This window comes from Polynucleobacter sp. AP-Sving-400A-A2 (assembly GCF_018688155.1).
Classification (GTDB): Bacteria; Pseudomonadota; Gammaproteobacteria; order Burkholderiales; family Burkholderiaceae; genus Polynucleobacter.
Map to the genome: position 1 here is coordinate 1,815,272 of NZ_CP061312.1, position 25,729 is coordinate 1,841,000.

Consider the following 25,729-nt stretch of genomic DNA (forward strand, 5'->3'; position numbering starts at 1 on the left):
GAATCTTTTATGAAAACTCAGCTTTATAGCTTTTGGCGTAGCTCGGCAGCCTTTAGAGTACGTATCGCACTCAATTTAAAGGGTCTGGATTACGAGGTGATTCCAATTCACATTGTTAAAAGTGGAGGCGCCCAAACTGCTGGTGAATATGCCATTAAAAATCCCAATCGCCTAGTCCCTCTGTTTACCGATGGTTCTCATACTATTCACCAATCGCTTGCCATCATTGAATATTTAGAGGAGATTCAATCAAATCCTCCGCTACTACCTCAAACTGCAATCGATCGAGCGTGGGTACGTTCAGTAGCCATGGATATCGCCATGGAAATTCATCCACTGAATAATTTGAGGGTGTTGCGCTATCTCATGAAAACTTTAGGCGTGAGCTCAGAAGCAAAAGATGCCTGGAGTCATCATTGGATGGTGCTGGGTTTAGAAAGTCTGGAAAAACAATTAAGCGTAGATACGAGGGTGGGTCGTTTTGCTTGTGGAGATCAGCCTGGCTTGATTGATATTTGCCTAGTGCCGCAAATTTTTAATGCACTCAGCGCAAAGATCGATATGACGAGTTACCCAACACTCATGAAAATATTTCATCAATGTATGACGCTGCCTGCATTTATTGATGCCTCTTGGGAAAAGCAAATCGATGCTGAGGGATTAAACCCCTTTACTCCACCACAGGAATAAAGATAGCGTAAGCAAAGATCCCGCTGTAGTTAAGAGCACCACTCGAGAAATAATTCGACCATCTGCGTTGTAATACTGAGCCAACATGAATGGGCCTGTGCCCGTGGGTAGTGCAGCTAGTATCACTACAGCACTCACCCATAAGTTCGGCAAATCCAAGATTGGCCCAGCAATCAACCAAGCGACTATCGGCTGAATAATGAGTTTTGCGACGCTAATACCCCACGCCTGCTGCGGCGCTGACTCTTCTTTTTGTATCAAAAACAGGCCAATAGAAACCAATGCACAAGGTGTTGCAGCTGCAGCCAAGAAAGTAATGACTTGGGCTAATGGCTCATATAAAAGCAAATCTGTAGACGACCATAACAAACCTGCCACCGGGGCAATCAATAGTGGATTGGTACAGAGCGACTTCAGCACGCTCCAGACAATCTCATGGGATTTTTTATGAGACTGTATGCCAACCTCAATCAGGACGGTTGCGATGGCAAACATTACAAAAACAATAAAGGTCGCAATGATTGCTGGCGCCAAACCATCTTGGCCAAGCGCCAAAACACAGAGCGGAATCCCCATGTATCCCGTATTGGAGTAAGAAGCACTCAAACCTGAAAAACTGGCGGCCGCTAAATCTCGCTTGCGAACCCAGCTGACTATCAACACCAAAATAAATACTAGTAAGCAACTCAGAAAAAAAGCAGCAATGAATCCTGGTTGCCACAGCGTTTGCCAACCACTACTGGAGGCAAAACTAAATAACTGCGCAGGTAGTGCAAGCCATACGACAAAGCGGTTTAACTCGATGGATGCACTCCCACCTAATTTGCCCGTACGTCCACAAGCATAGCCAATCAAAATAAGGGCAAATACCGGAAAGACAACATTAAAAACGTAGAACAATTTAGATGGGCTTTTTTAGATCAGGAAATTTTCTTCAGAGTCTGCTGATATCGCTGTGCATTTTTGACATAACGACCAGCAATATCTTCGATGCCAGCAATTTGCTCTGGGGTCAACGTCTTCACTGCTTTAGCGGGTGAGCCCAAAATCATCGAGCCATCCGGAAATTCTTTGCCTTCTGTAACCAACGCTCCGGCACCCACTAAACAGTTCTTACCAATTTTGACGCCATTCAAAATCACGGCACCAATCCCAATCAAACTGCCATCACCAATTTGGCAACCATGGAGCATCACTTGATGTCCAACGGTAACGTACTTACCAAGGATGAGGGGATAGCCAGGGTCAGTATGCAAGATAGATGCATCTTGCACATTACTGCCCTCGCCAATTTGTATCAGATCGTTGTCGCCACGGATCACGACCTTGGGCCACACACTCGCTTTTTTGTGAAGCTCGACTTTACCAATCACTTCTGCGCTCTGCGCAACCCAGGCTCCATCGTCTAAGCGGGGAGCATTTCCATCTAGTTCAAATATAGCCATGACCCATTATAGGTAATGGCTATATTTATGACAGCCTACCAGTTCGACTCACGATCCGGACTTGCAGAAATCCGGTGAATACTTAAGTCAGCACCTTCGTACTCTTCTTCTTGTGACATCCGAATACCTAAGACAGCTTTAAGTACGCCATAGACCACGAAACCACTGATGAGAGCGATCGCAACACCTAAACCAGTACCAATTAACTGCCCTAGGAAAGTCACTCCACCAAGACCGCCCAGCGCTTTTGTACCAAAAATGCCCGCAGCCAAGCCACCCCATAAACCGCATAAACCATGTAGTGGCCAGACGCCCAAAACGTCATCAATCTTCCAGCGATTTTGTACTAAGGTAAACATATAAACAAATAGGGCGCCAGCAATTAAGCCAACGACCAAAGCGCCCATCGGGTGCATTAAATCTGAGCCAGCACAAACTGCTACTAAGCCAGCTAAAGGCCCGTTGTAAGTAAAGCCTGGATCATTGCGACCAATCACCCATGCAGCCAAAGTGCCACCAACCATCGCCATGAGGGAATTCATGGCCACTAAACCACTGATCTTATCTATCGTCTGTGCACTCATGACGTTAAATCCAAACCAACCTACCGCCAAAATCCAAGCGCCCAACGCCAAGAATGGAATGCTAGATGGCGGATGCGCCGCAACGTTGCCATCCTTGGTATAGCGACCACGACGAGCGCCTAAGAGAATGACGGCTGGCAAAGCGATCCAACCACCTACCGCGTGCACCACAACCGATCCCGCAAAGTCATGAAACTCCTCACCGGTCAGCGTCTTAATCCACGCTTGAATACCGTAATGCTGATTCCAGGCAATACCTTCGAAGAAGGGGTAAATGAAACCCACCAGAATAAAAGTAGCAATCAGTTGGGGATTGAACTTCGCACGCTCCGCAATACCACCAGAAATAATGGCTGGAATAGCAGCAGCAAAGGTCAACAAGAAAAAGAATTTGACTAGTTCATAGCCATTTTTCTCGGCCAAGATTTCAGCGCCAGAGAAAAAGTCAACGCCGTAAGCAATGCTGTATCCAATAAAGAAATAGGCAATCGTTGACACAGCAAAGTCCACCAAGATTTTGACCAAAGCATTGACTTGGTTCTTTTTGCGCACAGTGCCGAGCTCAAGAAATGCAAATCCCGCATGCATAGCCAAGACCATGATTGCGCCGAGTAAAATAAATAAGACATCACTGCCTGATTTCAAAGTTTCCACCGAAATACCCCCCATGTTTTTTGCATCATTATGGGGAATATTAAGACCGAATTTGCTCATTAATGCACTTATTTAGTGCAATTTAATGCCTTGAATATAGTTTATTATGAAATTTACATACACCCAAGGGAAAACCCATGAAAAAAGTTTTAGTTCTATTAGCTGCCTTAGGGGCATTTTCTGGCTTAGCCCAGGCTCAAGAAAAAATTCAGGTCCTGAGCACACAAGAGCTTGTTAACGTCTGTAAATTGCCAGCAAGTCCTGAATCTCGCAGCTTTTGCGTAGGCTATATAACCGCTATTTACGACACTTATTTGGCTACACGCCATCCACAGCGCGCAAAACCCTATATTTGCGTAAAGCAACCAGCGCCGTCACGTGACGAAGTCATTGGTGAATTTGTAAAATTTGGCCAAGCAAATCAACAGACTGCTGATAAACCTGCAGCAGGTGTTTTCTTAGGGTTCTTGGCATCACGCTTCCCTTGCGCCAAAAAATAATCAAAATTATTTAGCCAATTCAATCTATAGACGAAGGAACAGTTGATATGAAAAAAATGATCGCCATTACTGCCGCAACTCTAGCAATCGCAGGTTGCTCCAATATGAGCAATACAGAACAACGTACTTTATCTGGCGCCAGTATCGGTGCAGCTGCTGGTGCAGTTGGTACAGCTATTTTCCACGGCAACCCAATCTGGGGTGCGGTCGGTGGCGCAGCAGTGGGTGCAGCTTCTGGTTACGTATACGATGCCTACAAAAAAGAGCAGGCTTCTGAGTACAACTCTGGATATAACGCTGGAAAAAATAATCAACCTGCTAAAGCTCCGCAGTAAGACTGAAGTGACTTTACAAGCTAGATTGAGTTCTAGTTGTAGCAAAACAAAAAACCCGACTTGCGTGACGCAGGCCGGGTTTTTCTTTAAGGCTTCAGTAATTTAAGACAGTAGCAACTGATTAATACGCTTTACATAAGCGGCCGGATCATTCAATTGACCACCTTCTGCCAAAAGAGCTTGATCAAACAAAACCTGAGTCCATTCATTGAAGTGCTGATCATCTGACTTCAACTTGAGGAGCAAAGGATGCTCTGGATTAATCTCCAGAATAGGTTTGGTATCTGGCGCTTGCTGGCCTGCTGCTTTAAGCATGCGTAATAAATTTCCAGAAAGCTCGTTCTCATCAGAGACTAAACATGCTGGAGAATCAGTCAAGCGGAAAGTCACACGCACATCCTTCACCTTGTCTTCCAGGGCCGCTTTCATACGATCGAGCAAGTCCTTGAAATTCTTCTCAGTTTCTTCATGCTCTTTTTTTTCTTTCTCATCACTGAGACTGCCGAGATCAAGCCCGCCTTTTGCTACCGAGGTCATCTGCTTACTATCAAACTCAGTAAAGAAAGAAAGCATCCATTCGTCTACTCGATCGGTGAGCAGCAACACTTCGACACCCTTCTTGCGGAAGATCTCTAAATGCGGACTATTTTTAGCAGCATTAAAAGTATCGCCAGTGACGTAATAGATCTTGTCCTGGCCTTCCTTCATACGTGAAATGTATTCAGCCAAGGAAACAGTTTGATCCGAAGAATCCATCTGTGTACTTGCAAAACGCAAGAGCTTTAGGATACGCTCTTGATTTGGCTGATCTTCACCAACACCTTCTTTAAGCACTTGTCCAAACTGGTTCCAGAAGGTGCGGTACTTTTCTTTCTTAGCTTCATCATCGCTATTAGCCAGATCCTCTAACATGCTTAGCACGCGCTTAGTAGAGCTCTCACGAATGATTTTGACATCACGTGATTCCTGCAGAATTTCACGGGAAACGTTTAAAGGAAGATCTGTTGAATCAACAACACCAGTGACAAAGCGCAAATACATGGGCATTAATTGCTCAGCATCATCCATGATGAATACCCGCTTCACATACAACTTAATACCGCCCCGCTTATTACGATCCCACAAATCAAATGGTGCACGTGCGGGCACATACAGTAGTTGTGTAAACTCACTACGGCCTTCAACCCTATTTAGGGAATGGCACAAGGGGTTTTCGTAGTCGTGAGACAAGTGCTTATAAAACTCGTCGTACTGCTCTTGCGTGATCTCTGATTTAGAGCGTGCCCACAAAGCGCTGGACTGATTAATACTCTCAAGCTCATCTTTAATTACTTGTTCTTTTTTATCCGCATCCCACTCTTCTTTATTCATCTGAATAGGTAAAGAGATGTGATCAGAGTATTTACGAATAATTGACTTGAGCTTGTGAGTAGAAAGGAAATCGTCCTCACCTTCACGTAAATGCATCGTGATCGATGTTCCCCGTTGTGGGCGATCAATACTTTCTACTGTAAATTCTCCCGAACCATCAGACTCCCAACGAACCCCATCGGTCGCCGGCAGACCAGCACGACGCGTCTCTACAGTAATGCGGTCGGCCACAATAAATGCTGAATAAAAACCTACGCCAAACTGGCCAATCAAAGCGGCATCTTTTTGTTGATCGCCAGAAAGCTTTGAGAAAAACTCTTTCGTACCAGAGCGAGCAATAGTGCCCAAATTCGCAATGGCTTCATCGCGGCTCATGCCAATGCCATTATCAGCAATGGTTACGGTTCTGGCAGCTTGGTCAAAACTGACTTTGATCTTCAGGTCAGGATCATCGCCATACCAATCGGGATGCTCAATTCCTTCAAAACGGAGCTTGTCTGAAGCATCAGATGCATTCGAGATCAACTCACGGAGAAAAATTTCCTTATTGGAATACAAGGAATGAATCATCAGTTGTAAAAGTTGTTTTACCTCGGCCTGAAAGCCTAAAGTTTCTTTACTAGATACAGTCATGCGTATTTCCTCTTCCCTCATTAGTCAATGAACATCACTCCCAGTAAATGGGGCTTATTTCATACATTTCAAGAGCCACGCCATGAGAAATTTAACTCTGATGTGGCTTTGAATGTTTCTCCGCTACAGGCAATTTGGCTTTCTTCCAGGCACTAAAACCGCCTTCTAGATGACAAGTACCTGGCACGCCCATTTTTTGAAGAGTTTCAGTTGCTAGGGCAGAGCGCCATGCAGATGCGCAATAAAGCATTAAACGTTTACCCTCTCCAAAAACTGGCTTGTAATAAGGGCTATCTGGGTCAACCCAAAATTCCAGCATGCCACGCGGCGCATGAATTGCGCCTGGAATCATGCCATCACGCTCTAACTCCCTCACATCCCGAATATCTACAAATACTGTATTTTGATCATCTAGAAATTGTTGCGCTTGCTCTAAGGGCACGGTCTCAATTTGTGCCATCGCATTGGCAATTAATTCTTGATAACCCAATTTCAATTTCATCAAAATCTCCTAAATTGCTAATACTTTTATTTGATTATTCTTAAGGGCGTTATAGCGATTTTGCCCTGATAATATATTGCTATGAACTTTACCCCTACCGAGCTTGGTGCTAGCATTATTTTTGCTATCGCAGTACTACATACGTTTTGTACTTCGTATTTTGAGGCGTTTGCTAAAAAATCTCCAAAGCACGCTGGCTTATGGCATCTCCTTGGCGAAGTAGAAATCGTTTTTGGATTTTGGGCGGCTATCCTCATTATTTTTATGTGGCTTGCCAATGATCTCGCCACAGCAAAAGAGTACGCTAACAAGCGTAACTTCACCGAGCCGCTATTTGTTTTTGCCATTATGGTGGTCGCTGGCAGTAAACCCATTTTGCACTTTGCAACCCAGCTGCTACACAAATTCGGCAAGGCAATTCAACTCGTCTTACGTACCAAGCAAGCTCCAACACTCTATTTCTTGACCCTGAGCATCACACCTTTGTTGGGCTCGCTGATTACTGAGCCTGCAGCAATGACGCTGGCGGCATTTTTACTGCGTGATCTAGTCTATCGCCATAAATGCTCGACCCCGCTACTGTTCGGCACCCTGGGTGTGCTGTTCGTCAATATTTCGATCGGTGGCACGCTAACTAATTTTGCAGCACCACCAGTGCTGATGGTGGCATCTACTTGGGGTTGGAGTAGCGCTTTCATGTTTGCCAACTTTGGTCTTGAAGCGATGATCGCTATTTTTATTAATGCAACAATCGTAACGCTGCTCTTTCATAAGCAATTAGTTGAGCCTACCAGCAAAGCTGATCACGTTCGCATTCCGCTCACTATTACAGGCATTCATCTACTCTTCTTACTGGGTGTCGTCGCTTTTGCACATGACCCAGTGATTTTCATGTGGTTACTACTCTTTTTTATTGGCTACACCACGGCTTATCCTAAACATCAAAACCCGCTGATTTTGCGCGAGGCTTTATTGGTTGGCTTTTTCTTGGCCGGACTCGTAGTACTCGGCGGACTGCAAGGTTGGTGGCTACAACCCATCTTGGAAACCATGAGCCCGACGGCCGTTTTCTATGGCAGCTTGGCATTAACGGCTATTACTGATAATGCAGCGCTCACGTACTTAGGCTCGTTAGTAGAGGGCACTTCCCCAGAATTCAAGTTAGCCCTGGTTGGCGGTGCGGTAGCAGGCGGCGGCCTAACCGTCATCGCCAATGCCCCCAACCCTGCTGGACTGGCTATTTTGCGCAGTTACTTCCCCAATGCAGCTGTTTCCGCAGGCTTGCTATTGGTAGCCGCCATTCCACCAACCATAGTTGCAATTTTGGCCCTACGTCTGCTCTAAACCACTTATCCCGTAAAATCTCAGCTTCGCCCCCAGCTATAAACCTGAGAACGGCATATGAAAAAGCTCTATATCAAAACCTTTGGTTGTCAAATGAACGAGTATGACTCGGGCAAGATGGCCGACCTCCTACATGCCAATGAAGGCATGGTCATGACTGACACCCCTGAAGATGCAGATGTGGTTCTATTGAACACTTGCTCGATTCGTGAAAAAGCAGAAGATAAAGTATTTTCAGATTTAGGTCGTCTGCGTGAGCTCAAGAAAACCAAACCCGATTTATTGATTGGTGTTGGCGGTTGCGTTGCCAGTCAAGAAGGTCAACAAATTATTAGTAGAGCTCCCTATGTGGATGTGGTCTTCGGCCCACAAACACTGCATCGATTGTCTGACCTCATTACACAACGCCGTGAAACTGGCAGACCTCAAGTAGATATCTCTTTTCCAGAAATAGAAAAGTTTGATCATCTGCCTGCCTCTCGTCAAACTCGCGGCTCAGCCTACGTCTCTATTATGGAAGGCTGCTCAAAGTACTGTAGCTACTGCGTGGTTCCCTACACCCGAGGTGAAGAAGTATCGCGTCCCTTTGATGACGTATTAACGGAAGTGGCCGGCCTTGCATCACAAGGCGTGAAAGAAATTGTTTTACTCGGTCAAAACGTAAATGCTTATCTTGGTAAGATGGGTAATACGGAAGAGATTGCAGATTTTGCACTACTGATTGAATACATCGCAGAAATACCGGGCGTTGAAAGAATTCGCTTTACTACTAGCCACCCAAAAGAATTTACCCAGCGCTTGATTGATGTTTACGCAAAAGTTCCTAAGCTGGTGAGCCACTTGCATCTACCAGTACAACATGCATCCGACTCCGTTTTATCTGCAATGAAACGTGGCTATACCGCCCTAGAATATAAAAGTATTATTCGCAAGATGCGCGCCGCAAGGCCTGACCTGACGCTCTCTAGCGACTTCATTGTCGGCTTTCCTGGTGAGACGGATGAGGATTTTGCAAAACTTCTGAAGATGGTTGAAGAACTCAATTTTGATAATAGCTTTTGCTTTATCTTCAGCGCGCGCCCTGGCACACCCGCCGCTAATTTGAGCGATGACACCCCTTATGAGGTCAAACTCAAGCGACTTCAAACCTTACTTGCACTAGTGGAGTCACAAGCAAATCAAATTAGCAAGAACATGTTGGGTAGTACTGAACGGGTTCTTGTTGAAGGCTTAGCAAAGGATGGTATAAATCTGCAAGGTCGCGCCACCAATAATCGGGTGGTTCACTTTACTGCGCCAGATGCAGATATCGAATCACTCATAGGTCAAATCGTAGACATCCGCATCACTGAAGTACTCAATTACACACTCCGAGGAGATCTCATCAGTGAGCTCACTTCTACGCAAGCGCATTAAGATGATAAGTAAGTACTCATCCTCCTCTAAACTAGAGATTGATATTCAGTTTGCTAGTGCTGCAATTAAAGAAAAAGTTTCGGCAATTGCTTCTCAAGCAGCAATTAAAAAATGGGTAAAAGCTGCAGTTGGATTAAATGGCCTAATTACCTTACGCTTTGTTAATGTAGCTGAAGGAAAAAAACTCAATTTTTCTTTTCGCAATAAAAACTATGCGACTAATGTCCTTACTTTTCCATACGAGCTTAGCAAGCAGACTTTGACTGCCGACATTATTTTTTGTCTCCCTGTGATTCAAAAAGAGGCATCAGAACAAAGCAAGGGCATGAAAGCCCACTTAGCCCATCTGATTATTCATGGCTGCTTACATGCCCAAGGCCTTGACCATGAGGGCGATAAAGAAGCGAAAAAAATGGAAGGTAAAGAAGTTAAGCTCCTAAAGTCCTTAGGCTTTGCAAATCCCTACGCACCCATTTAAAGCAGCTTTAAGGCTTCCTTCATTGAATTTACTTATTTCTGCGATATTCTTGATATATGCCTGACCCCAATAAATCCCTTTTAGAGCGCTTGGCCGATTTTTTAACGCCACAGCCAACCAGCCCAGCTGAACGTCGTCAAGAACTGATTGATACCCTCAGAGAAGCTCAGACAGAGGGCTTAATTGATGCAGATGCCCTCTCCATGATTGAAGGGGTATTCCAGGTGGGCCAATTATGTGCTCGCGATATTTTGATTCCCAGAGCACAAATCGACTGGATTGATATTAGCCAGCCTTTATCGGAAATTATCAAGAGTGTGATTACTGCCGCTCACTCACGCTTCCCAGTATTTGAAGGTACTCGTGACAATGTCATCGGCACTTTGCTAGCAAAAGATTTATTGCGTCACTCCAGTGAAAAAGATTTTCAGGTTCGTGATTGGCTCCGTCCCGCCGTATTTATTCCTGAATCTAAGCGCTTGAGCGTGTTGCTACGCGACTTTAAAGACAACCGCAATCACCTAGCCATTGTCGTAGATGAATACAGCAGTGTGGCAGGTGTCATTACGATTGAAGACGTGCTTGAGCAAATTGTTGGTGACATTGAAGATGAGCACGATATTGATGAAGAGGCAGATAATCTAATCTCTTTAGACAATGGCGATATTCGCGTAAAAGGCATTACCGAGCTCGAGCAATTTAATGAGACCCTGGGTACGCAATTTGAAGTTGACGGTATTGAAACGGTTGCTGGTTTAGTGATTCAGCATCTTGGTCGAGTACCGAAGATGGGTGAACTGATCGAAATCGACGGAGTTGAATTTGAGGTTCAGCGTGCTGATCCAAGACAGATTCATATTCTGCTTGCAAGACAACTCCCAAAAAAGCCTGACTAAGGATTACCTTGATTGATCGGCTACTGCCAAGGCTTAGCAATAACATCGGCAATCTAGTGTTATTTGCTCTTGGCGCAATACTGGCGGGTGCTGCGGAACTACCTTTGGGTGGATGGATTCAGATTCCGATCCTCAGCGTTATTTGGTGGCAAATTACAAGACATCAATCTACCTCTTTTAAGAGTACTTTTTTTCTAGGGTTGTCATTTGGCCTTGGCTACTTCGTACTAGGACTTTGGTGGATCTTCATTAGCCTACATGACATTGGTGGGATGAATGTCATCCTCTCCTGCACCGCAGTCTTCCTATTAGCTGGCTTGCTAGCCATCTTCTTCGCTTGTGCCTGCCTCACATTACATTTTTCAAAAGGACTATTTTTTCCGGGTCTTCTACTAGCATCAAGCTGGGTGGCGACAGAATATTTACGCGGCATACTCTTTACTGGCTTTCCTTGGATGGGTCTGGGAGAAGCGCAAGTCTATGGTCCTTTTGCACCAGTCGCCCCATATTTAGGTGGACTGGGATGCACATTTTTTGCAGTGTTGGTATCTCGGCAATTACTCTTCCTAAGATCACACTTCAAAGCCAGTTCAATTTCTGTGGCGTCTCTAATCGTACTGAGCCAACTATTGAACTTCTGGTCTTTTACGAAGCCTACTGGCGAGCCCCTTACTGTAGAGCTCATTCAGGGAAACATTGCTCAAAGCTTGGTCTTTAAACCAGAGGGTATGCTGCAGCAAATTGCGTTTTATAAATCTGCAATGCTTGATTCGCAGGCAGACTTGGTAGTATCCCCAGAAACAGCCCTACCTTGGCCTGAGACCAATTTACCCGCAGGCACCCTAGAAGATTTACAGGATTTTGCAATCAACAATAAGCGCTTTCTTTTATTTGGTATCTTGGGGCGGCACTTTAATCCCGCAGATGGAAGAGAATTCTCCAATCGAGCAATCGGCTTTAGTCCAAGTAATCTACCTTATCGTTACGACAAGTCGCATTTAGTTCCTTTCGGAGAATTTATTCCCCCAGGATTTCGTTGGTTTGTAAATGCATTTAGCGTGCCACTGAGTGACTTTTCTCGAGGCTCTCAAAATCAACCCCTCTTCTTAATTAACAGAGAGGGGCAGTCGCCACTCTATGCAGCAATCACTATTTGCTATGAAGATGTGTTTGGTGATGAACTAGCTACACGTTTACGTAACAGCAAAGAATCAGCGAACCTCTTTATCAACATGACAAATCTTGCCTGGTTCGGGGATTCTCAAGCGCCAACACAACAATTACGGCTTTCACAATTACGCTCTCTAGAAACCGGTCTTCCTGCATTACGAGCAACCAATACTGGAATCACGGCAGTACTGGGACCAGATGGCAAAATTTTGGCAGAACTCCCCAAATTCACCCAGAGCATCTTAAAGACCAGTATTCAGGCCTACTCAGGCACAACACCTTACGTACTTTGGGGAAACGCGCCTATTTTGAGCCTTTCTTGCCTCTTGCTCATACTGGGTCTGATTCGCCAAAAACGCATCTAATCGCAATTTCCTAGTTCACCAGCTTAGCCATGTAAAATCAAAGGCTTAGCCAGGTACATCATGCTTACTTTTCAGCAAATCATTCTCAAACTTCAAGATTACTGGGGCCAACAGGGTTGCGCCCTATTGCAACCTATCGACCTTGAGGTCGGTGCCGGTACATCTCATACAGCTACTTTCTTGAGAGCCATTGGTCCCGAGCCATGGAAAGCTGCTTACGTCCAACCTTCACGTAGACCAAAAGACGGTCGCTACGGAGAAAATCCAAATCGTCTGCAACACTACTACCAGTACCAGGTAGTACTAAAGCCTGCACCAGAAAATATCCTTGAGCTCTACTTAGGTTCGCTTGCAGCCTTGGGTCTTGATCTTCAAAAGAACGATGTGCGTTTTGTTGAGGATGATTGGGAAAATCCAACTTTAGGCGCTTGGGGCTTAGGCTGGGAAGTTTGGCTCAACGGTATGGAAGTGACGCAATTTACCTATTTCCAGCAAGTGGGCGGCATTGACTGCAAACCTGTTTTGGGCGAAATCACTTACGGTATTGAGCGTTTGGCAATGTATATCCAAAATTGTTCCAACGTATACGACCTTGTTTGGACGGATGGCATCTCTTATGGTGATGTGTATCACCAGAATGAAGTGGAGCAGTCTTGCTATAACTTTGAACACTCCAACACCGACCTCTTGTTTGCCAACTTCACTAACTATGAAAGTGAAGCCAAACGTTTGATGGAAGTGCCCTTAGCCTTACCCGCTTATGAAATGGTACTTAAGGCTGGACATACTTTTAACTTACTAGATGCCCGTGGCGCTATTTCGGTTACTGAGCGTGCAGCCTACATCGGACGCATCCGCAATCTCTCTCGCGCAGTAGCACAGGCTTACTTTGAGTCTCGTGAGAAATTGGGATTCCCGATGTGCCAACGTCAATCCAAAGCCTAAGTAGCTTGATCTAATTATGAGTACACCGAATCCCCTCTCTCAGACAGATAACCTTCTGATTGAGTTGTTTACTGAAGAGCTTCCACCAAAATCATTACGCCGCTTAGGCGATGCTTTTAGTGAAGGCATTTATTCAGCTCTAAAAGCTGCTGGACTCTTGAGTGAAAACTCTCTTGCGACTGGCTATGCGACACCGCGTCGCCTTGCTGTTCAAATTACCAATGTCTTAAGCCAAGCTCCAGACTATCCAGTACGTGAAAAACTACTCCCAACCAGTATTGCCTTTGATGCAGATGGGAAGCCGACGGCACCACTGCAAAAGAAATTAGCCTCTTTGGGTTATGCAGATATCGACCTTTCCACTTTAGAAAAAGCGGGCGAGGGAAAGAATGAAGCGCTCTATCTCAATGTCATTGCCAAAGGTGCAGCATTAGAAAAAACTGCACAACAAGCCCTCGAGCTGACGCTGGGTAAGTTACCCATTGCTAAAATGATGCACTACCAAGTACTACAAAAAAATGGTGGACTAGCAGACGTTGAGTTTGCACGTCCTGCGCACCGCATCATCGCTCTCCATGGTAAACAAACATTGCACATCAGCGCATTGGGCATTGATGCAGCAAATCAAACAGAAGGTCACCGCTTTTTAGCTCCAGGCGTCATTACGATTGCCTCTGCCGATCAGTATGAGTCTGACCTCAGCACTAAAGCAAAAGTATTGCCAAGCTTTAATAAGCGATGTGAATTTATTGAATCTGCGTTATTAAAAGCCGCTGGCACTGATTTAGTACTCATGCCAGATAGTCTCTTAGATGAAGTGACTGCCTTAGTAGAGTGGCCAGCAATTTATGAGTGTCACTTTGATCAAGAGTTCTTAGAGGTTCCACAAGAATGCTTGATTCTGACAATGCAGACCAATCAAAAATACTTTGCACTGACTGATCAGCAAGGCAAGTTACGTAACCGCTTCTTGATCGTTTCTAATATTGAAACCGATAAGCCAGAGGCAATTATTTCCGGTAATGAGCGTGTAGTGCGCCCACGACTTTCTGATGCACGTTTTTTCTTTCAGCAAGATCAAAAACGCCCACTGGCATCCCGCGTAACCGATCTAGGAAAAGTGGTTTATCACAATCAGCTCGGCAATCAATTGGATCGCACTAAGCGTGTTCAAGGAATTGCTGTTGGTATTGCAAAAACTTTATCGGCTGATCAGATGCTTGCTAGCCGTGCTGCTGAAATTGCTAAAACGGATTTATTAACCGATATGGTTGGTGAGTTCCCAGAGCTCCAAGGCATCATGGGTCGTTACTACGCCAACCATGATGGCGAAAATGTGGAAGTAGCTTCTGCTTGTAGCGAGCATTACATGCCCCGCTTTGCTGGTGATGCATTGCCACAAACTCAGACAGGCACCATTCTCGCTATTGCCGATAAGCTAGAAACTCTCGTTGGTATTTGGGGTGTTGGCCTTGCGCCAACTGGTGATAAAGACCCCTACGCCCTGCGTCGTCATGCTCTCGGAATCTGCCGGCTCCTACTTGAAAAGAATCTTAGCCTGAGCCTGCCGGACTTAATTGAACTAGCACGCAAACAATTTCCCCAGAAAGATGTTCAAGAGAAAGCGAAGGCTGAAGATATTTACGCCTTCATTATTGATCGTCTACGTGCTTACTTGCGTGATCAGGCCGTTGCTGGCAAGCCATTCACTATCGAAGAGATTGATGCGGTATTGAGTCAATCGCCTGCGCAACTGAATGACTTAATAGATCGCTTAACTGCTTTGCGTGAATTTAACGCCTTGGCAGAAGCTGCTCAATTAGCTGCTGCCAACAAGCGTATCAGCAACATTCTGAAAAAGAATGCCGCTACTATTCCGGGAGCTTGCTCAAGTAAGCTCTTACAAGCTCCTGCAGAAATCGCCCTATACGAAGCGCTTGAGAAGCTCGTCCCAACACTGACCTCTGCTTATGAGCAACGTCAGTTTGTGGATCTATTAAAAGCTCTCGTAGCTTTAAGTGCTCCAATCGATCAATTCTTTGCCGATGTCATGGTGATGGACCCCAATCCAGAGCTGCGCGATAACCGCCTAGCTCTCCTGCAACAACTTCACCAGAAAATGAATCTGATTGCCGACCTCGGCAAATTAGCATGAGCAATAGCTCTTCTAAACTCATCATTCTTGATCGTGATGGCGTGATTAATGAAGATCGAGATGACTATGTAAAGTCGAGTGATGAGTGGATTCCGCTACCGGGTAGTCTTGAAGCTATTGCATTACTGAATCAAGCGGGCTATCAAATCGCTGTAGCAACCAATCAATCTGGTTTGGCGCGAGGCTATTTCAATATCAATGATCTGCATGCAATGCATACCAAGATGGATAAGCTGCTTAAACCCTTGGGTGGTCATATCGATAGCATTTTCTTTTGTCCCCATACTGATGCTAATGCATGCGATTGCCGCAAGCCCCTACCGGGAATGATGAAAGAAATTGCCCTGCGCTACAAGAAAAATCAAAGTGCTACACCTTTATTAGGAGTGCCGATTGTGGGTGACTCCCTACGCGACCTGCAGGCTGGAGTTACTTTGGGTGCTAGTCCACATTTAGTGCTCACTGGCAAGGGTAATAAAACCCTAGATAAAGGTGGCCTCCCAGAGGGAACGCAGATTCATGCAGATTTGATGGCATTTGCTACTGCACTCTTACAAGATCAGGTTTAATGCCAGTATGACTTTTATTCGTTCAGCCCTATTCACTCTTTTTTTGCTGATATTCACGCCGATCTGGTCGGTACTTTGTATCCTCGTCTTTCCATTTCTCAATCCCGAGAATCGCTATCGCTTTATTGGCCTTTGGAATAAGGTCGTTATCTGGATTTTGCAGCCGCTCTGCGGCATTCGTTATGAAATTCGTGGGATGGAAAATATGATGGCGGTTTTGAATAAGCCTGTTGTTGTATTGAGTAAACATCAATCTGCTTACGAAACCATTTTCTACATTGCCTTACTACCTAAACAGGTGTGCTTTGTTTTCAAAAGAGAGTTGCTCTGGATTCCCTTCTTTGGCTGGGCTTTGGCTTTACTCAAGATGATTCATATCAATCGCAATAGTAAAGAAACTGCCGCCATCTCCGTTGTTGGTCAAGGAAAAAAACGCTTAGCTGAAGGTAAATGGATTTTGTTGTTTCCAGAGGGAACTAGAACGCCAACCGGATCTCATAAACCCTATAGTAAAGGTGGTGCAAGGCTGGCAAGTGCTACCGAGGCACTAGTGATTCCAATTGCTCACAATGCCGGTCGCTGCTGGCCTAAGAATAGCTTTCTAAAGCAGCCTGGAACAGTCATCTTCTCAATCGGCCCCGCTATTACCTCAACTGGAAAAACAGGCGGCCAACTTCATCAAGAAGTAGAGAAGTGGATTGAAGCTGAAATGCGGCTGATTGATCCTGCTGCTTACCAGTAAAACTAGAGGCTTAATGAGCTAAAGCTTTAGCCCATTCAATGTAGCGTTCCACGGGAATATCCTGAGCACGCGCTTTTAATTCAGATTCAGATAGAGACAGTCGATCAGCAAAGGCGGATAAGTTCGTACGCAGCATTTTTCTTCTTTGAGAGAATGCTGCGGCTACTACTTTTTCCAAAGCATGCCACTGCGCATCACTCAAGTTGAAATCTCTACGCGGAATCATGCGCACTACAGCAGAGTTAACCTTAGGCTGCGGATCAAAAGCTTCAGGTGGAACTTCTAAAACTTGCTCCATATCATAGCGGGCTTGCAGCATGACAGAGAGCCTACTGAATTCAGATCCGCCAGCCTTAGAGACCATGCGCTCCACTACTTCAGCTTGCAGCATAAATACCTGCTCATCAATTACGTGGGCAGCAGAAACAAGGTGAAATAGCAATGGAGAGGAGATGTTGTAAGGCAGGTTACCAACCACCTTACACAGACCACTATTAGCTGACCGTGCATTTGCCCATTCCAAGAAATCAAACTTGAGCGCATCTCCCTCAATCACATTGAGACCCTTGAGATTCTCTTGATTCCAGTAAGCCACCAAATCTCGGTCAATCTCCAAAAGATCTAGGTGTTCTAGGTTACTCAACAAAGGTCTTGTTAATGCGCCAAGGCCAGGACCAATCTCAATCACGTGCATATTTTCACTGGGATTGATTGCTGCAACTATGGAGTAAATGACTCCGGAGTCCTGCAAAAAGTTCTGACCAAATCGTTTACGCGCTTGATGCGTCATGTTGAGGGAGTCTTTATGTTCTTTGCGTTCTTTGAATTGACCGCCAATTGATAGGCGAGTCGCAAAGCCTCTAACATGCTGCTTGGATCTGCAAGATCTTTTCCAGCAATATCTAGCGCCGTACCATGGTCCACTGAAGTGCGAATAATCGGTAGGCCTAGGGTGACATTCACGCCGCCACCAAAACTGACAAACTTGAATGGCGCTAGACCTTGATCGTGATACATCGCAATAAACGCATCTACGCTATCCAAAGCCTTAGCATCAAACATCGTATCCCCTGGATAAGGTCCGCTCACTTGAATACCCAAATGTTTAGCAGCTTCGATCGCAGGAATGATCACATCAATTTCTTCGCGCCCTAGATAACCAGATTCACCCGCATGCGGATTGAGTCCCGCTATCCGAATAACAGGCTTAGCAATACCAAATTTTGTCCGAAGATCCTGATCGACAATCTGAATGGTTTCCAGAATATGCTGTTGGTTGAGCGCACCAGGAACATCCCTCAGAGGCAGATGGGTTGTTACCAGAGCTACCCGAAGATCACGGCTGTTATGCAATCCTAAAAAACCCGCCGGCAATGTCGCACATAACATCATGACAACATGATTTTGATGACAAAGCTTTGCTAGGCATTCCGTATGACCGGTAAATAAATCCGCATTTGAAGTATGACCCTGGTTGATCACGCTCTTTTGTATTGGTGCAGTCACCATGGCATCAAAACGACCATTAAGACAGCCCTTAACTGCAGCGTCCAGAATACTTAAAACATATTGTGCATTGGCAGGATTTAATTGGCCCACAGTTACTGGAGAAGCTAGCGCAATAGATTCCACCTTCAAACGATTGGAGAATTCTTTAGGGATATCAGCGCCTGAAAATAAGCTGCAATCCCCAAGCAAAGTAATTACGCTTGCAGGCTGCTCTTGCAAGAAGGCTAATGCAGCTGCAATAGAGACCTCTGGACCAATCCCTGCAGGCTCTCCAGAACTAATGACGAGATTAACGAGGGCTGGCTGCTGGATCATCTGCGTTAATGATCTTCACCGTAGCGGTATCGCGTAATTCACGTAGCCAATCTTGATAAGCCTGGTCAAACTTACGTTCACGAATTGCTGCTCGGGCGAACTGGCGCTGCTTCTCTAAAGTCAACTGCGCTTCACGACGCTCGAGCACCTGAATTAAGTGCCAACCAAATTCGGTCTTCACTGGATTACTCACTTCACCTATTTGTAAGCGATTCATTGCCTGATCAAATTCTGGAACTAAATCACCAGGGCCCATCCAACCTAAATTACCTCCATTGGCGGCAGATCCATCTTCAGAATATTTTTTAGCTAAATCACCAAAATCAGCAGTTTTTGCACGAACCTGATCACGGTAACCCGAGAGGCGTCTTTCAGCATCTTGGTCTGTCAAGCCCGCACGACTACGCAACAAAATATGGCGAGACAAAGTCTGTGTAACCATAATATTTTGTGGAGTGGTAGCGCTTTCTTGGGGGGCGGCTTGCTGCGGCTCAGGAGCGCCAGCAACTAGCGCACGACGATCTAAAACCTTCAGCACATGATAGCCCGCAGGGCTCTTGACTACAGCATTGGCAACTTGTCCACTACCTGTATTTCTGACGGCCTCATAAAACAATTGCGGCAGGCGATCTGGGGTACGGTAACCCAAATCTTGAAACTTAATTTTTGGATTATCTTTTACAGCCATTGCACCTAACTGCAAGAAATCGACATCACCACGCGCTTCGCGTAAAAGGAGTTCTGCCTTCTTCTTTGCCTCAGCCTGAGCACCAGCCCCAGCATTGGCATCTGCAGGAATAAAAATCTGCGCAACGTCGATCTCTTCTGGTTCACCCTTCATCGCAGGAGTTGAGCGTGCGGGCTTTCCTCCACCAGCTACCTCACGATTGCGATCAGAGATGAAGTTATCTACCTCCGCATCAGAAATCTTAACCTTGCCCTCGACCTCACGCTCGCGGTAACGACTAATAATCACATCATCGCGCAGCATTTGGCTATAGCGCTCATAGGTGCTACCAGTAGCGGCAATTTTTACTTTTAACTCTGCAAGAGTTAATTTATTCTTGGCAGCAATATCGCCAATGATCTTATCCAACTCTTTATTACTCACTGCAATACCCTCTTGCTCAGCATTTTGTAATTGAATTTTTTCAAGGATGAGGCGTTCCAGCACTGTCTTGCGCAAGGCGGCGGCATCAGGGAGCTTGCCTCCCTGTTTTTGCAGGGCAAGGATCCGATCATCAATTTCTTTACGTGTCACATAGCCTGTATTCACCACTGCCGCAACACCATCAATGTTCCGAATTTTGCTATCAGCTGAAATCTTTGAGCCATCTTGCGCAAACGCAAGCTGAGGCAGTAAAGCGGCGCCAGCCAAAATGATGGCTGCAAGTGCTTGGTTAAATCGATTCCTACGCATCATTGATAGTTCTCATATATTGAAGGTGGTATAGGTTTGGAAGTAGGCATATATCCGGGAACATTTAGCTTCATGATATCAACTGGATTACTACCAGCGCTACCAAAACCCCTAAATTCTATTTGGAACAAAATCTGAGTAGTTGTGATTTGTGAGGTGTTGAGCATCTGCGAGTAAGCGCCACGTAAAGTCCAGCAGTCACGCATCCACTCCAAGGCCACCAGCGTATTGAGCGTTTTGGTCGTTAAAGCGTCGTAACCCCAGCGACCCAAGACAGATACTTCGCGCGTAATAGGCCATTGCCCTGAAACATTGTATTGATCAGTAGTAGTTGCAGAAGGGACAAAAGTCTGCTGGTTGTTCTGAACAGATGCTTGTATTGGTGGAGTCCAAACATTCCGATAGCCAAAATTCAAGCTTCTTCCAGGCGTAGGCCGCCAACTACCACCTACCGTTGTTTGGACTAAGCGGTTCAATTGCGTGTTGTATTGCCCAAATACATCGGTACTGAAGTTACCAAGCAGACGAACGGAAGCAGAGCCCAATGTGTCCGAATAGGTTGTAGGATTTGCAATGGTGCCATTGAGACCTACCTTCTGCCCCGTAAAGGCTTGACGTTGTGCGAGGGTTACATTGGCTCGTTCTGCGCCTGTATTGGCCTCAATCATGCGACTGGTAATACCACCCGTTAATTTATTATTATCTGCAATACGGTCATTACCAACAAAAGTATTTTCACTAAAAATTTGACTTACGCCAAAGCCGGCATCGGCCGTATCAAACAAAGGAGTTTGAGCCTGGCTCTCAAATGGCGTGTAAACATAAAAAGCTCTTGGCTCCATTGTGAGCAACATATCGCGTCCAAAGAAGCCTTTTAACTCAGCGGCATCTCTTTCAAACGCCAGTCCTGAATCCAGACTAAATGTCGGAATAGTGAAGCCTTGAGCGGCTGGCGCACCCACAGGGTTGTACGGTGTTACGTTGTAGGTATTGGACTGAAAACTCACTTTTGGAGTGATGTAGTAGCCGGGCGTAATCTGGGGAAGAGCCATAGCGCCCTTGATTACTGTTCGATCAGCTTGGCTGTAAGCACCCGGAGCAGTTGCTGCTAAGTTGCCACCAATGTTATAGGCAAAGCGTGTGAAATCAGTTGAAAAAGTGGTTGCAGGACCCGTAGGAAGAGTGATGTACTTTCCACTGGTATCAGCAACTGCCGGCGTTAAACGATTGTTATAGGCAGCTGTGACATTCGGCAAAATATTGTATGGAGACTGCACAGTCACGGTGGGGTCAGGCTGCAAAGTCTGGAAAGTCATTGCCCTAGCTCCCACAGTCCAATTACTCAAGCTACCAGTTAAGTTTTTGGTAGTGCCAACTTCTTGTCGAAACTGGCTAGTAACTGCACCTGCGATACTTTGTGAAAAGTCGGTTGGATATAAGTTATCCGAAACTCGGGCCACATTAGCATATCCAGTCCAAGCGCCTGCAATGGGGATGCCACCCATACCCAATAAATCACCGCTAAAGTTTTGCCTCTGTTGCCAGTCATAGCGCCAACGATCAGTGCCAGTCTTACGATCGTAAGGAAGATAGTCACCCATCAAGTTACCAGAGTACTGCTTGTCCAAAAACTGGTACTTGGCACCCAACTGCACTCCACGTTGACCCATAACACGAGGCAGTAAAAGCAAATCACGATTAGGTGCAATATTGACGTAATAAGGCTGCGTTACATCAATACCATTATTGGAGTTGTAACCTGCTACTGGCGCCAAAATTCCGGAACGACGTTGATTGGAGGTGGGTGCAGTGAAGTAAGGCGTATAAGCAATAGGCACATCAAAGAATCGCATGACCCCGTGCGTGCCAACCATTTCTTTTTGCTCGTTATCAATTTCTAGCGTGCTGGCGGTGAAATACCAATCTAAATTTTCTGGGGTACAAGTTGTGTAAGTGGCCCTGTCAAATACAAATACATCAGCAGTTTCGATCGTCAATTTTTTTGCATTACCGCTCGCACGGTTATCACGCAGCTCGTAGTAAGGAGTCTCCATTTCCCCTTCACGAGCATCCACCCTAAAACGTGCTTTAGGTCCTTTGAAGGATGCGTTGCCTTTTGAAAACTCCGTATTGCCAGATAAATTAGCTACATCAGAATCAGGATCGTATTTAATTTCGTCTGCTTTAATGACTGCGCCATTACGGCGAATTTGTGCACGCCCTTTTAAGCGCATTTCGCGATCAACGATTCCGTCAATCGAATCACTTGAGGTAAAGGTTAAAGCTTGCCCATCATTAATCGGTTTACCAATCCGTAATTGATCATCCAACTTTAAGACAGTGACATCACCACGATCGGGAATTAAAACGGAGTTAGCGGAGCTACTTAAAGACTGTGCGGAAGGTGGTAAAGGTGCGGGTGCCTGAGCCTGACTTGCAAGCGCAAATTGCGACAATACAACCCCCATCATTAAACGCAGGGTAATAGCTACAAAAAGAGGGGCACAAAGGCCGGCACGACGGCGATAATGGCTCATAGATCCAGACCAGCCTTATTATACGAATCGACCATGACCGACTCTCGCTTAGACACCCTCCGTAACTGGCTAAAAGGCCTTGAGCCTAGCTGGCAATTAGATCTACCCACTTTGGTCCCTGCCTCGGCAGATGCTAGCTTTAGAAGGTATTTCCGGATTGCGACCAAAAACCCGGATTTTCCGACTTTGATCGTGATGGATGCCCCGCCCCAACACGAGCCCTTGAATGCTTTTATTGAGGTCGATTTATTACTCGAAAATGCCGGTTTAAATGCTCCTAAAATCTTAGAAAAAAATGTCGCTGAGGGCTTTCTTTTACTCAATGATCTAGGCACAAAAACTTACCTTACAGAACTCAATTCAGAGAGTGCGGATGATCTCTATAAAGATGCAACACATGCCTTAGTGCAAATGCAATTAGCAAGCAAGCCAGATGTGTTACCAAACTACGATGAAGCATTGCTAAAACGTGAACTCGATTTATTTCCTGAGTGGTATTTAGGGAAACATTTGCGTATTGAATTAAGCAAACTTCAGAATTTACAGATTAAGCAAGCGTTTGAACTCATCATTCAAAATAATCTTGCGCAAGCAAAAGTCTATGTTCATCGCGACTACCATTCACGCAATCTGATGGTGACTAAAAAAAATAATCCTGGCGTAATTGATTTTCAAGATGCAGTTTATGGTCCCATCACTTACGACGCATCTTCACTCTGGCGTGATGCTTACATTTTATGGCCTGAAGAACGCGTGATTGATTGGGTAATTAAATTTTGGGAAGAAGGTCGTCAAGTAGGCCTACCAATGCCAAACGATTTTGGTCAGTTCTATCGTGACTTTGAGTGGATGGGCTTGCAACGGCACCTGAAAGTCTTGGGTATTTTTGCAAGACTGTTTCATCGTGATGGCAAAGATGGTTATCTCAAAGATATTCCATTAGTGCTTGAGTATGCGATTGCGACTGCCAATCGTTACATTGAATTAAAGCCCTTGGCACGGATCCTAGAATCGACGCGCCCCGCTCAAGATTAAAGTCATTCATCATGAATAAACCCAATCCCATTCCATGTTTTTTACTGGCAGCAGGTCGAGGCGAGCGCATGCGTCCCTTGACAGATGAACTACCCAAACCGCTCCTCACCATTAAAAATAAATCCTTACTAGCCTGGCATTTGGAGGCGCTCAGTGATGCAGGTGTCCAAGATGTAGTGATTAATCACGCTTGGCTTGGTAAGAAGATTGAAGAATCCTTGGGAAATGGCAGTCAATTTGGGCTCAACATTAGCTACTCCTCAGAGAACAGCGCCCTAGAAACGGCGGGCGGCATTAGGAAAGCCTTGCCTTTGCTGAATCCAAGCGATTATTTCCTGGTGATTAATGGGGATGTTTTTAGTCCAAATCTACCAATCCAGCAGCTCTTCAGCCGAGCCTCTGAATTACGCAGCATGCCAAGTAAACCTCTGGCACACCTTTTGATGGTGTCCAACCCAGTTCAGCATCCTGAGGGTGACTTTTATATTAAGGACTCCTGGGTGGCCAATGAACCACTGGATGGCGCTGAAAAGCTCACCTTTTCCGGTATTGGGCTCTACCATCAGGACCTTTTTAAGTGCTTGGAATTAGATGTGCCTACTAAGCTAGCTCCAATTTTGAGGGAGGCCATGGCTAAAAATAAGGTGTCCGGTGAAAAATATACCGGACCGTGGCACGATGTAGGGACACCCCAACGATTACAAGAACTTAATGCAGCAAATGAATAATTCCGCCATTTACCAACAACGTCGAGTTGAGCTCGCAAAACTGATCTGCGCCAAAACTGGTGGTGGCATTGCCATCATCACTACAGCGCCTGAGACAGCGCGTAATCGAGATAGTGAGTTTCCCTATCGTCATGACAGTGATTTTTTCTACCTCACCGGCTTTGAAGAGCCAGGTGCAAGCCTCGTACTCAAAATTACTGGGTCAACATCGCGACCCCAATTGGAGTCACATCTTTTTTGCAGGCCTAAGGATGCAGAGCGTGAAATTTGGGATGGCATTCGCTTGGGGCCAGATGCTGCTCCTGCAGTTTTAGGTGTGGAATATGCCCATAGCAATCATGATTTGGATAGCAAGCTCAGTGATTTATTAGCAGATCAAGATGCTGTCTATATTCGTCTTTCAGAAAGCGCCGAAATAGATCGTCGCTTACGTCATTGGATGAAACAAGTGCGAGCGCAAGCGCGTGCTGGTGTGAACCCTCCTTCTGAATTTCATGATGTAGAGAGTTTAATTCATGAGATGCGTCTTTTTAAAGATGCCCATGAGATTGACATCATGCGTCGTGCAGCTGCGATTTCTGCACGCGCTCACATTCGTGCCATGCACGCCTGCAAACCTGGTGTGCGTGAATATCATCTTGAAGCAGAGCTACTTCACGAGTTCCGCTACAACGGTGCACAAAGCGTTGCGTACAACAGTATCGTTGCTGGCGGCGCCAACTCGTGCATCCTACATTACCGCGCTAGTGATACTGAGCTACGTAGCGGAGATCTGTGTCTCATTGATGCGGGTTGCGAGCTTGATAGCTATGCTTCAGATATTACTCGCACCTTCCCGGTGAACGGAAAATTCTCGGGTCCCCAACGTGCTCTATATGACATTACGCTTGCATCGCAAGAAGCTGCTATCGCAATGACTAAGCCCGGCAATACATTTATGGAACCGCATGAGGCAGCGCTGAAAGTACTCACTCAAGGCTTACTTGATGAGAAGCTGCTGAAGCTTGCGGAATTGGGCTCTTTGGATAATGCACTCGAGACTGGAGCCTATCGTCGCTTTTATATGCACCGTACCTCACATTGGTTGGGTATGGATGTACATGATGTTGGCTCCTATCGAGAACCACTTGACACATCCCCAAGCTCTTCAGAAAAGCCATGGCGCATTCTGAAACCAGGCATGGCACTCACTATCGAGCCAGGTTTATATATTCGCCCCGCTGATGATGTAGATGAGCGCTTTTGGAATATCGGCATCCGCATTGAGGATGATGCTGTAGTAAACGACTCTGGATGCGAATTGATTTCTCGTGGCGTGCCAGTGAAAGCCGATGAAATCGAAGCACTCATGAAAAATAATTAAAACCTTACCATTACAAAATAGATTAGTA

The 25,729-nt window shown here is 45.6% G+C and carries 24 protein-coding genes; 15 read left to right on the forward strand and 9 right to left on the reverse strand.

Annotated elements, in window-relative coordinates:
• Window positions 1-9 precede the first annotated feature (9 nt).
• A complete protein-coding gene (gene maiA / locus C2758_RS09520) occupies window positions 10-690 on the forward strand; it encodes a maleylacetoacetate isomerase (protein ID WP_215328019.1) in 681 nt (226 codons plus the stop codon).
• Here maiA and C2758_RS09525 read toward each other — a convergent pair.
• The 3 genes from C2758_RS09525 to C2758_RS09535 are packed head-to-tail and all read right to left on the reverse strand — an operon-like array spanning window position 661 to window position 3,388.
• Complete coding sequence (locus tag C2758_RS09525) at window positions 661-1,590, reverse strand: AEC family transporter (protein WP_215328020.1); 930 nt, start codon at window positions 1,588-1,590, stop codon at window positions 661-663. The genes maiA and C2758_RS09525 overlap by 30 nt on opposite strands.
• 20 nt (window positions 1,591-1,610) lie before the next feature.
• Entirely contained in the window at window positions 1,611-2,135 is a 525-nt protein-coding gene (locus tag C2758_RS09530) for a gamma carbonic anhydrase family protein (RefSeq protein ID WP_215328021.1), read from the reverse strand.
• 35 nt (window positions 2,136-2,170) lie between these two features.
• Window positions 2,171-3,388, reverse strand: coding sequence for an ammonium transporter (locus C2758_RS09535; RefSeq protein WP_371817720.1), 1,218 nt, complete (start codon window positions 3,386-3,388; stop codon window positions 2,171-2,173).
• Between the two features lie 122 nt (window positions 3,389-3,510).
• Here C2758_RS09535 and C2758_RS09540 point away from each other — a divergent pair, with 122 nt between their 5' ends.
• Window positions 3,511-3,873 (forward strand): Rap1a/Tai family immunity protein, encoded by a 363-nt coding sequence (locus C2758_RS09540; protein WP_215328023.1) that lies wholly within the window; start codon window positions 3,511-3,513, stop codon window positions 3,871-3,873.
• A gap of 47 nt (window positions 3,874-3,920) precedes the next feature.
• On the forward strand, window positions 3,921-4,208 hold the full coding sequence (locus tag C2758_RS09545) for a glycine zipper domain-containing protein (protein ID WP_215308449.1): 288 nt from the start codon (window positions 3,921-3,923) through the stop codon (window positions 4,206-4,208).
• A gap of 102 nt (window positions 4,209-4,310) precedes the next feature.
• On the opposite strand, the gene htpG is transcribed toward C2758_RS09545, so the two are convergent.
• Together htpG and C2758_RS09555 are read right to left on the reverse strand one after the other, a co-directional pair.
• A complete protein-coding gene (gene htpG / locus C2758_RS09550; RefSeq protein WP_215328024.1) occupies window positions 4,311-6,212 on the reverse strand; it encodes a molecular chaperone HtpG in 1,902 nt (633 codons plus the stop codon).
• A gap of 91 nt (window positions 6,213-6,303) precedes the next feature.
• Window positions 6,304-6,714 (reverse strand): rhodanese-like domain-containing protein, encoded by a 411-nt coding sequence (locus C2758_RS09555; protein WP_215328025.1) that lies wholly within the window; start codon window positions 6,712-6,714, stop codon window positions 6,304-6,306.
• 81 nt (window positions 6,715-6,795) lie between these two features.
• On the opposite strand from C2758_RS09555, the gene C2758_RS09560 reads away from it, so the two are divergent.
• Genes C2758_RS09560 through C2758_RS09600 form a run of 9 tightly spaced genes read left to right on the forward strand, consistent with a single transcriptional unit; the run spans window position 6,796 to window position 16,794 of the window.
• Window positions 6,796-8,058: a putative Na+/H+ antiporter gene (locus C2758_RS09560; protein WP_215328026.1), complete on the forward strand. Its 1,263-nt coding sequence runs from the start codon at window positions 6,796-6,798 to the stop codon at window positions 8,056-8,058.
• 57 nt (window positions 8,059-8,115) lie between these two features.
• Entirely contained in the window at window positions 8,116-9,474 is a 1,359-nt protein-coding gene (gene miaB / locus C2758_RS09565) for a tRNA (N6-isopentenyl adenosine(37)-C2)-methylthiotransferase MiaB (protein WP_215328027.1), read from the forward strand.
• A 1-nt stretch (window position 9,475) separates the two neighbouring features.
• Window positions 9,476-9,952 carry an rRNA maturation RNase YbeY gene (gene ybeY, locus C2758_RS09570; RefSeq protein WP_215328028.1) on the forward strand — a complete coding sequence of 159 codons (477 nt, stop codon included), beginning with the start codon at window positions 9,476-9,478 and terminating at the stop codon, window positions 9,950-9,952.
• A 56-nt stretch (window positions 9,953-10,008) separates the two neighbouring features.
• A complete protein-coding gene (locus C2758_RS09575) occupies window positions 10,009-10,848 on the forward strand; it encodes an HlyC/CorC family transporter (protein ID WP_215328030.1) in 840 nt (279 codons plus the stop codon).
• 8 nt (window positions 10,849-10,856) lie between these two features.
• On the forward strand, window positions 10,857-12,383 hold the full coding sequence (gene lnt / locus C2758_RS09580) for an apolipoprotein N-acyltransferase (RefSeq protein ID WP_251369191.1): 1,527 nt from the start codon (window positions 10,857-10,859) through the stop codon (window positions 12,381-12,383).
• Window positions 12,384-12,443: 60 nt separating this feature from the next.
• A complete protein-coding gene (glyQ, locus tag C2758_RS09585) occupies window positions 12,444-13,328 on the forward strand; it encodes a glycine--tRNA ligase subunit alpha (RefSeq protein WP_215328032.1) in 885 nt (294 codons plus the stop codon).
• 16 nt (window positions 13,329-13,344) lie between these two features.
• Window positions 13,345-15,483, forward strand: coding sequence for a glycine--tRNA ligase subunit beta (gene glyS / locus C2758_RS09590; RefSeq protein WP_215328033.1), 2,139 nt, complete (start codon window positions 13,345-13,347; stop codon window positions 15,481-15,483).
• On the forward strand, window positions 15,480-16,052 hold the full coding sequence (gene gmhB, locus C2758_RS09595) for a D-glycero-beta-D-manno-heptose 1,7-bisphosphate 7-phosphatase (RefSeq protein WP_215328034.1): 573 nt from the start codon (window positions 15,480-15,482) through the stop codon (window positions 16,050-16,052). Before glyS ends, gmhB begins: the two co-directional genes overlap by 4 nt.
• Before the next feature lie 7 nt (window positions 16,053-16,059).
• Window positions 16,060-16,794, forward strand: coding sequence for a 1-acyl-sn-glycerol-3-phosphate acyltransferase (locus C2758_RS09600; protein WP_215328035.1), 735 nt, complete (start codon window positions 16,060-16,062; stop codon window positions 16,792-16,794).
• A 10-nt stretch (window positions 16,795-16,804) separates the two neighbouring features.
• On the opposite strand, the gene rsmA is transcribed toward C2758_RS09600, so the two are convergent.
• From rsmA to C2758_RS09620, 4 genes are read right to left on the reverse strand one after another with little or no spacing between them, the layout of a single operon-like run.
• Entirely contained in the window at window positions 16,805-17,584 is a 780-nt protein-coding gene (gene rsmA, locus C2758_RS09605; RefSeq protein WP_215328036.1) for a 16S rRNA (adenine(1518)-N(6)/adenine(1519)-N(6))-dimethyltransferase RsmA, read from the reverse strand.
• Window positions 17,581-18,618 carry a 4-hydroxythreonine-4-phosphate dehydrogenase PdxA gene (pdxA, locus tag C2758_RS09610; RefSeq protein ID WP_215328037.1) on the reverse strand — a complete coding sequence of 346 codons (1,038 nt, stop codon included), beginning with the start codon at window positions 18,616-18,618 and terminating at the stop codon, window positions 17,581-17,583. The genes rsmA and pdxA overlap by 4 nt, the downstream gene beginning before the upstream one ends.
• A complete protein-coding gene (locus tag C2758_RS09615) occupies window positions 18,593-20,041 on the reverse strand; it encodes a peptidylprolyl isomerase (protein WP_215328039.1) in 1,449 nt (482 codons plus the stop codon). Before C2758_RS09615 ends, pdxA begins: the two co-directional genes overlap by 26 nt.
• Window positions 20,038-22,575, reverse strand: coding sequence for an LPS-assembly protein LptD (locus C2758_RS09620; RefSeq protein WP_215328040.1), 2,538 nt, complete (start codon window positions 22,573-22,575; stop codon window positions 20,038-20,040). Before C2758_RS09620 ends, C2758_RS09615 begins: the two co-directional genes overlap by 4 nt.
• Before the next feature lie 33 nt (window positions 22,576-22,608).
• Between C2758_RS09620 and C2758_RS09625 the strand changes: the two genes are divergently transcribed.
• Genes C2758_RS09625 through C2758_RS09635 form a run of 3 tightly spaced genes read left to right on the forward strand, consistent with a single transcriptional unit; the run spans window position 22,609 to window position 25,701 of the window.
• Window positions 22,609-23,610, forward strand: coding sequence for an aminoglycoside phosphotransferase family protein (locus C2758_RS09625; RefSeq protein WP_215328041.1), 1,002 nt, complete (start codon window positions 22,609-22,611; stop codon window positions 23,608-23,610).
• A gap of 11 nt (window positions 23,611-23,621) precedes the next feature.
• Window positions 23,622-24,338 carry an N-acetylmuramate alpha-1-phosphate uridylyltransferase MurU gene (gene murU / locus C2758_RS09630; protein WP_215328042.1) on the forward strand — a complete coding sequence of 239 codons (717 nt, stop codon included), beginning with the start codon at window positions 23,622-23,624 and terminating at the stop codon, window positions 24,336-24,338.
• Window positions 24,331-25,701: an aminopeptidase P N-terminal domain-containing protein gene (locus C2758_RS09635; protein WP_371817698.1), complete on the forward strand. Its 1,371-nt coding sequence runs from the start codon at window positions 24,331-24,333 to the stop codon at window positions 25,699-25,701. The genes murU and C2758_RS09635 overlap by 8 nt, the downstream gene beginning before the upstream one ends.
• Window positions 25,702-25,729: the final 28 nt, after the last annotated feature.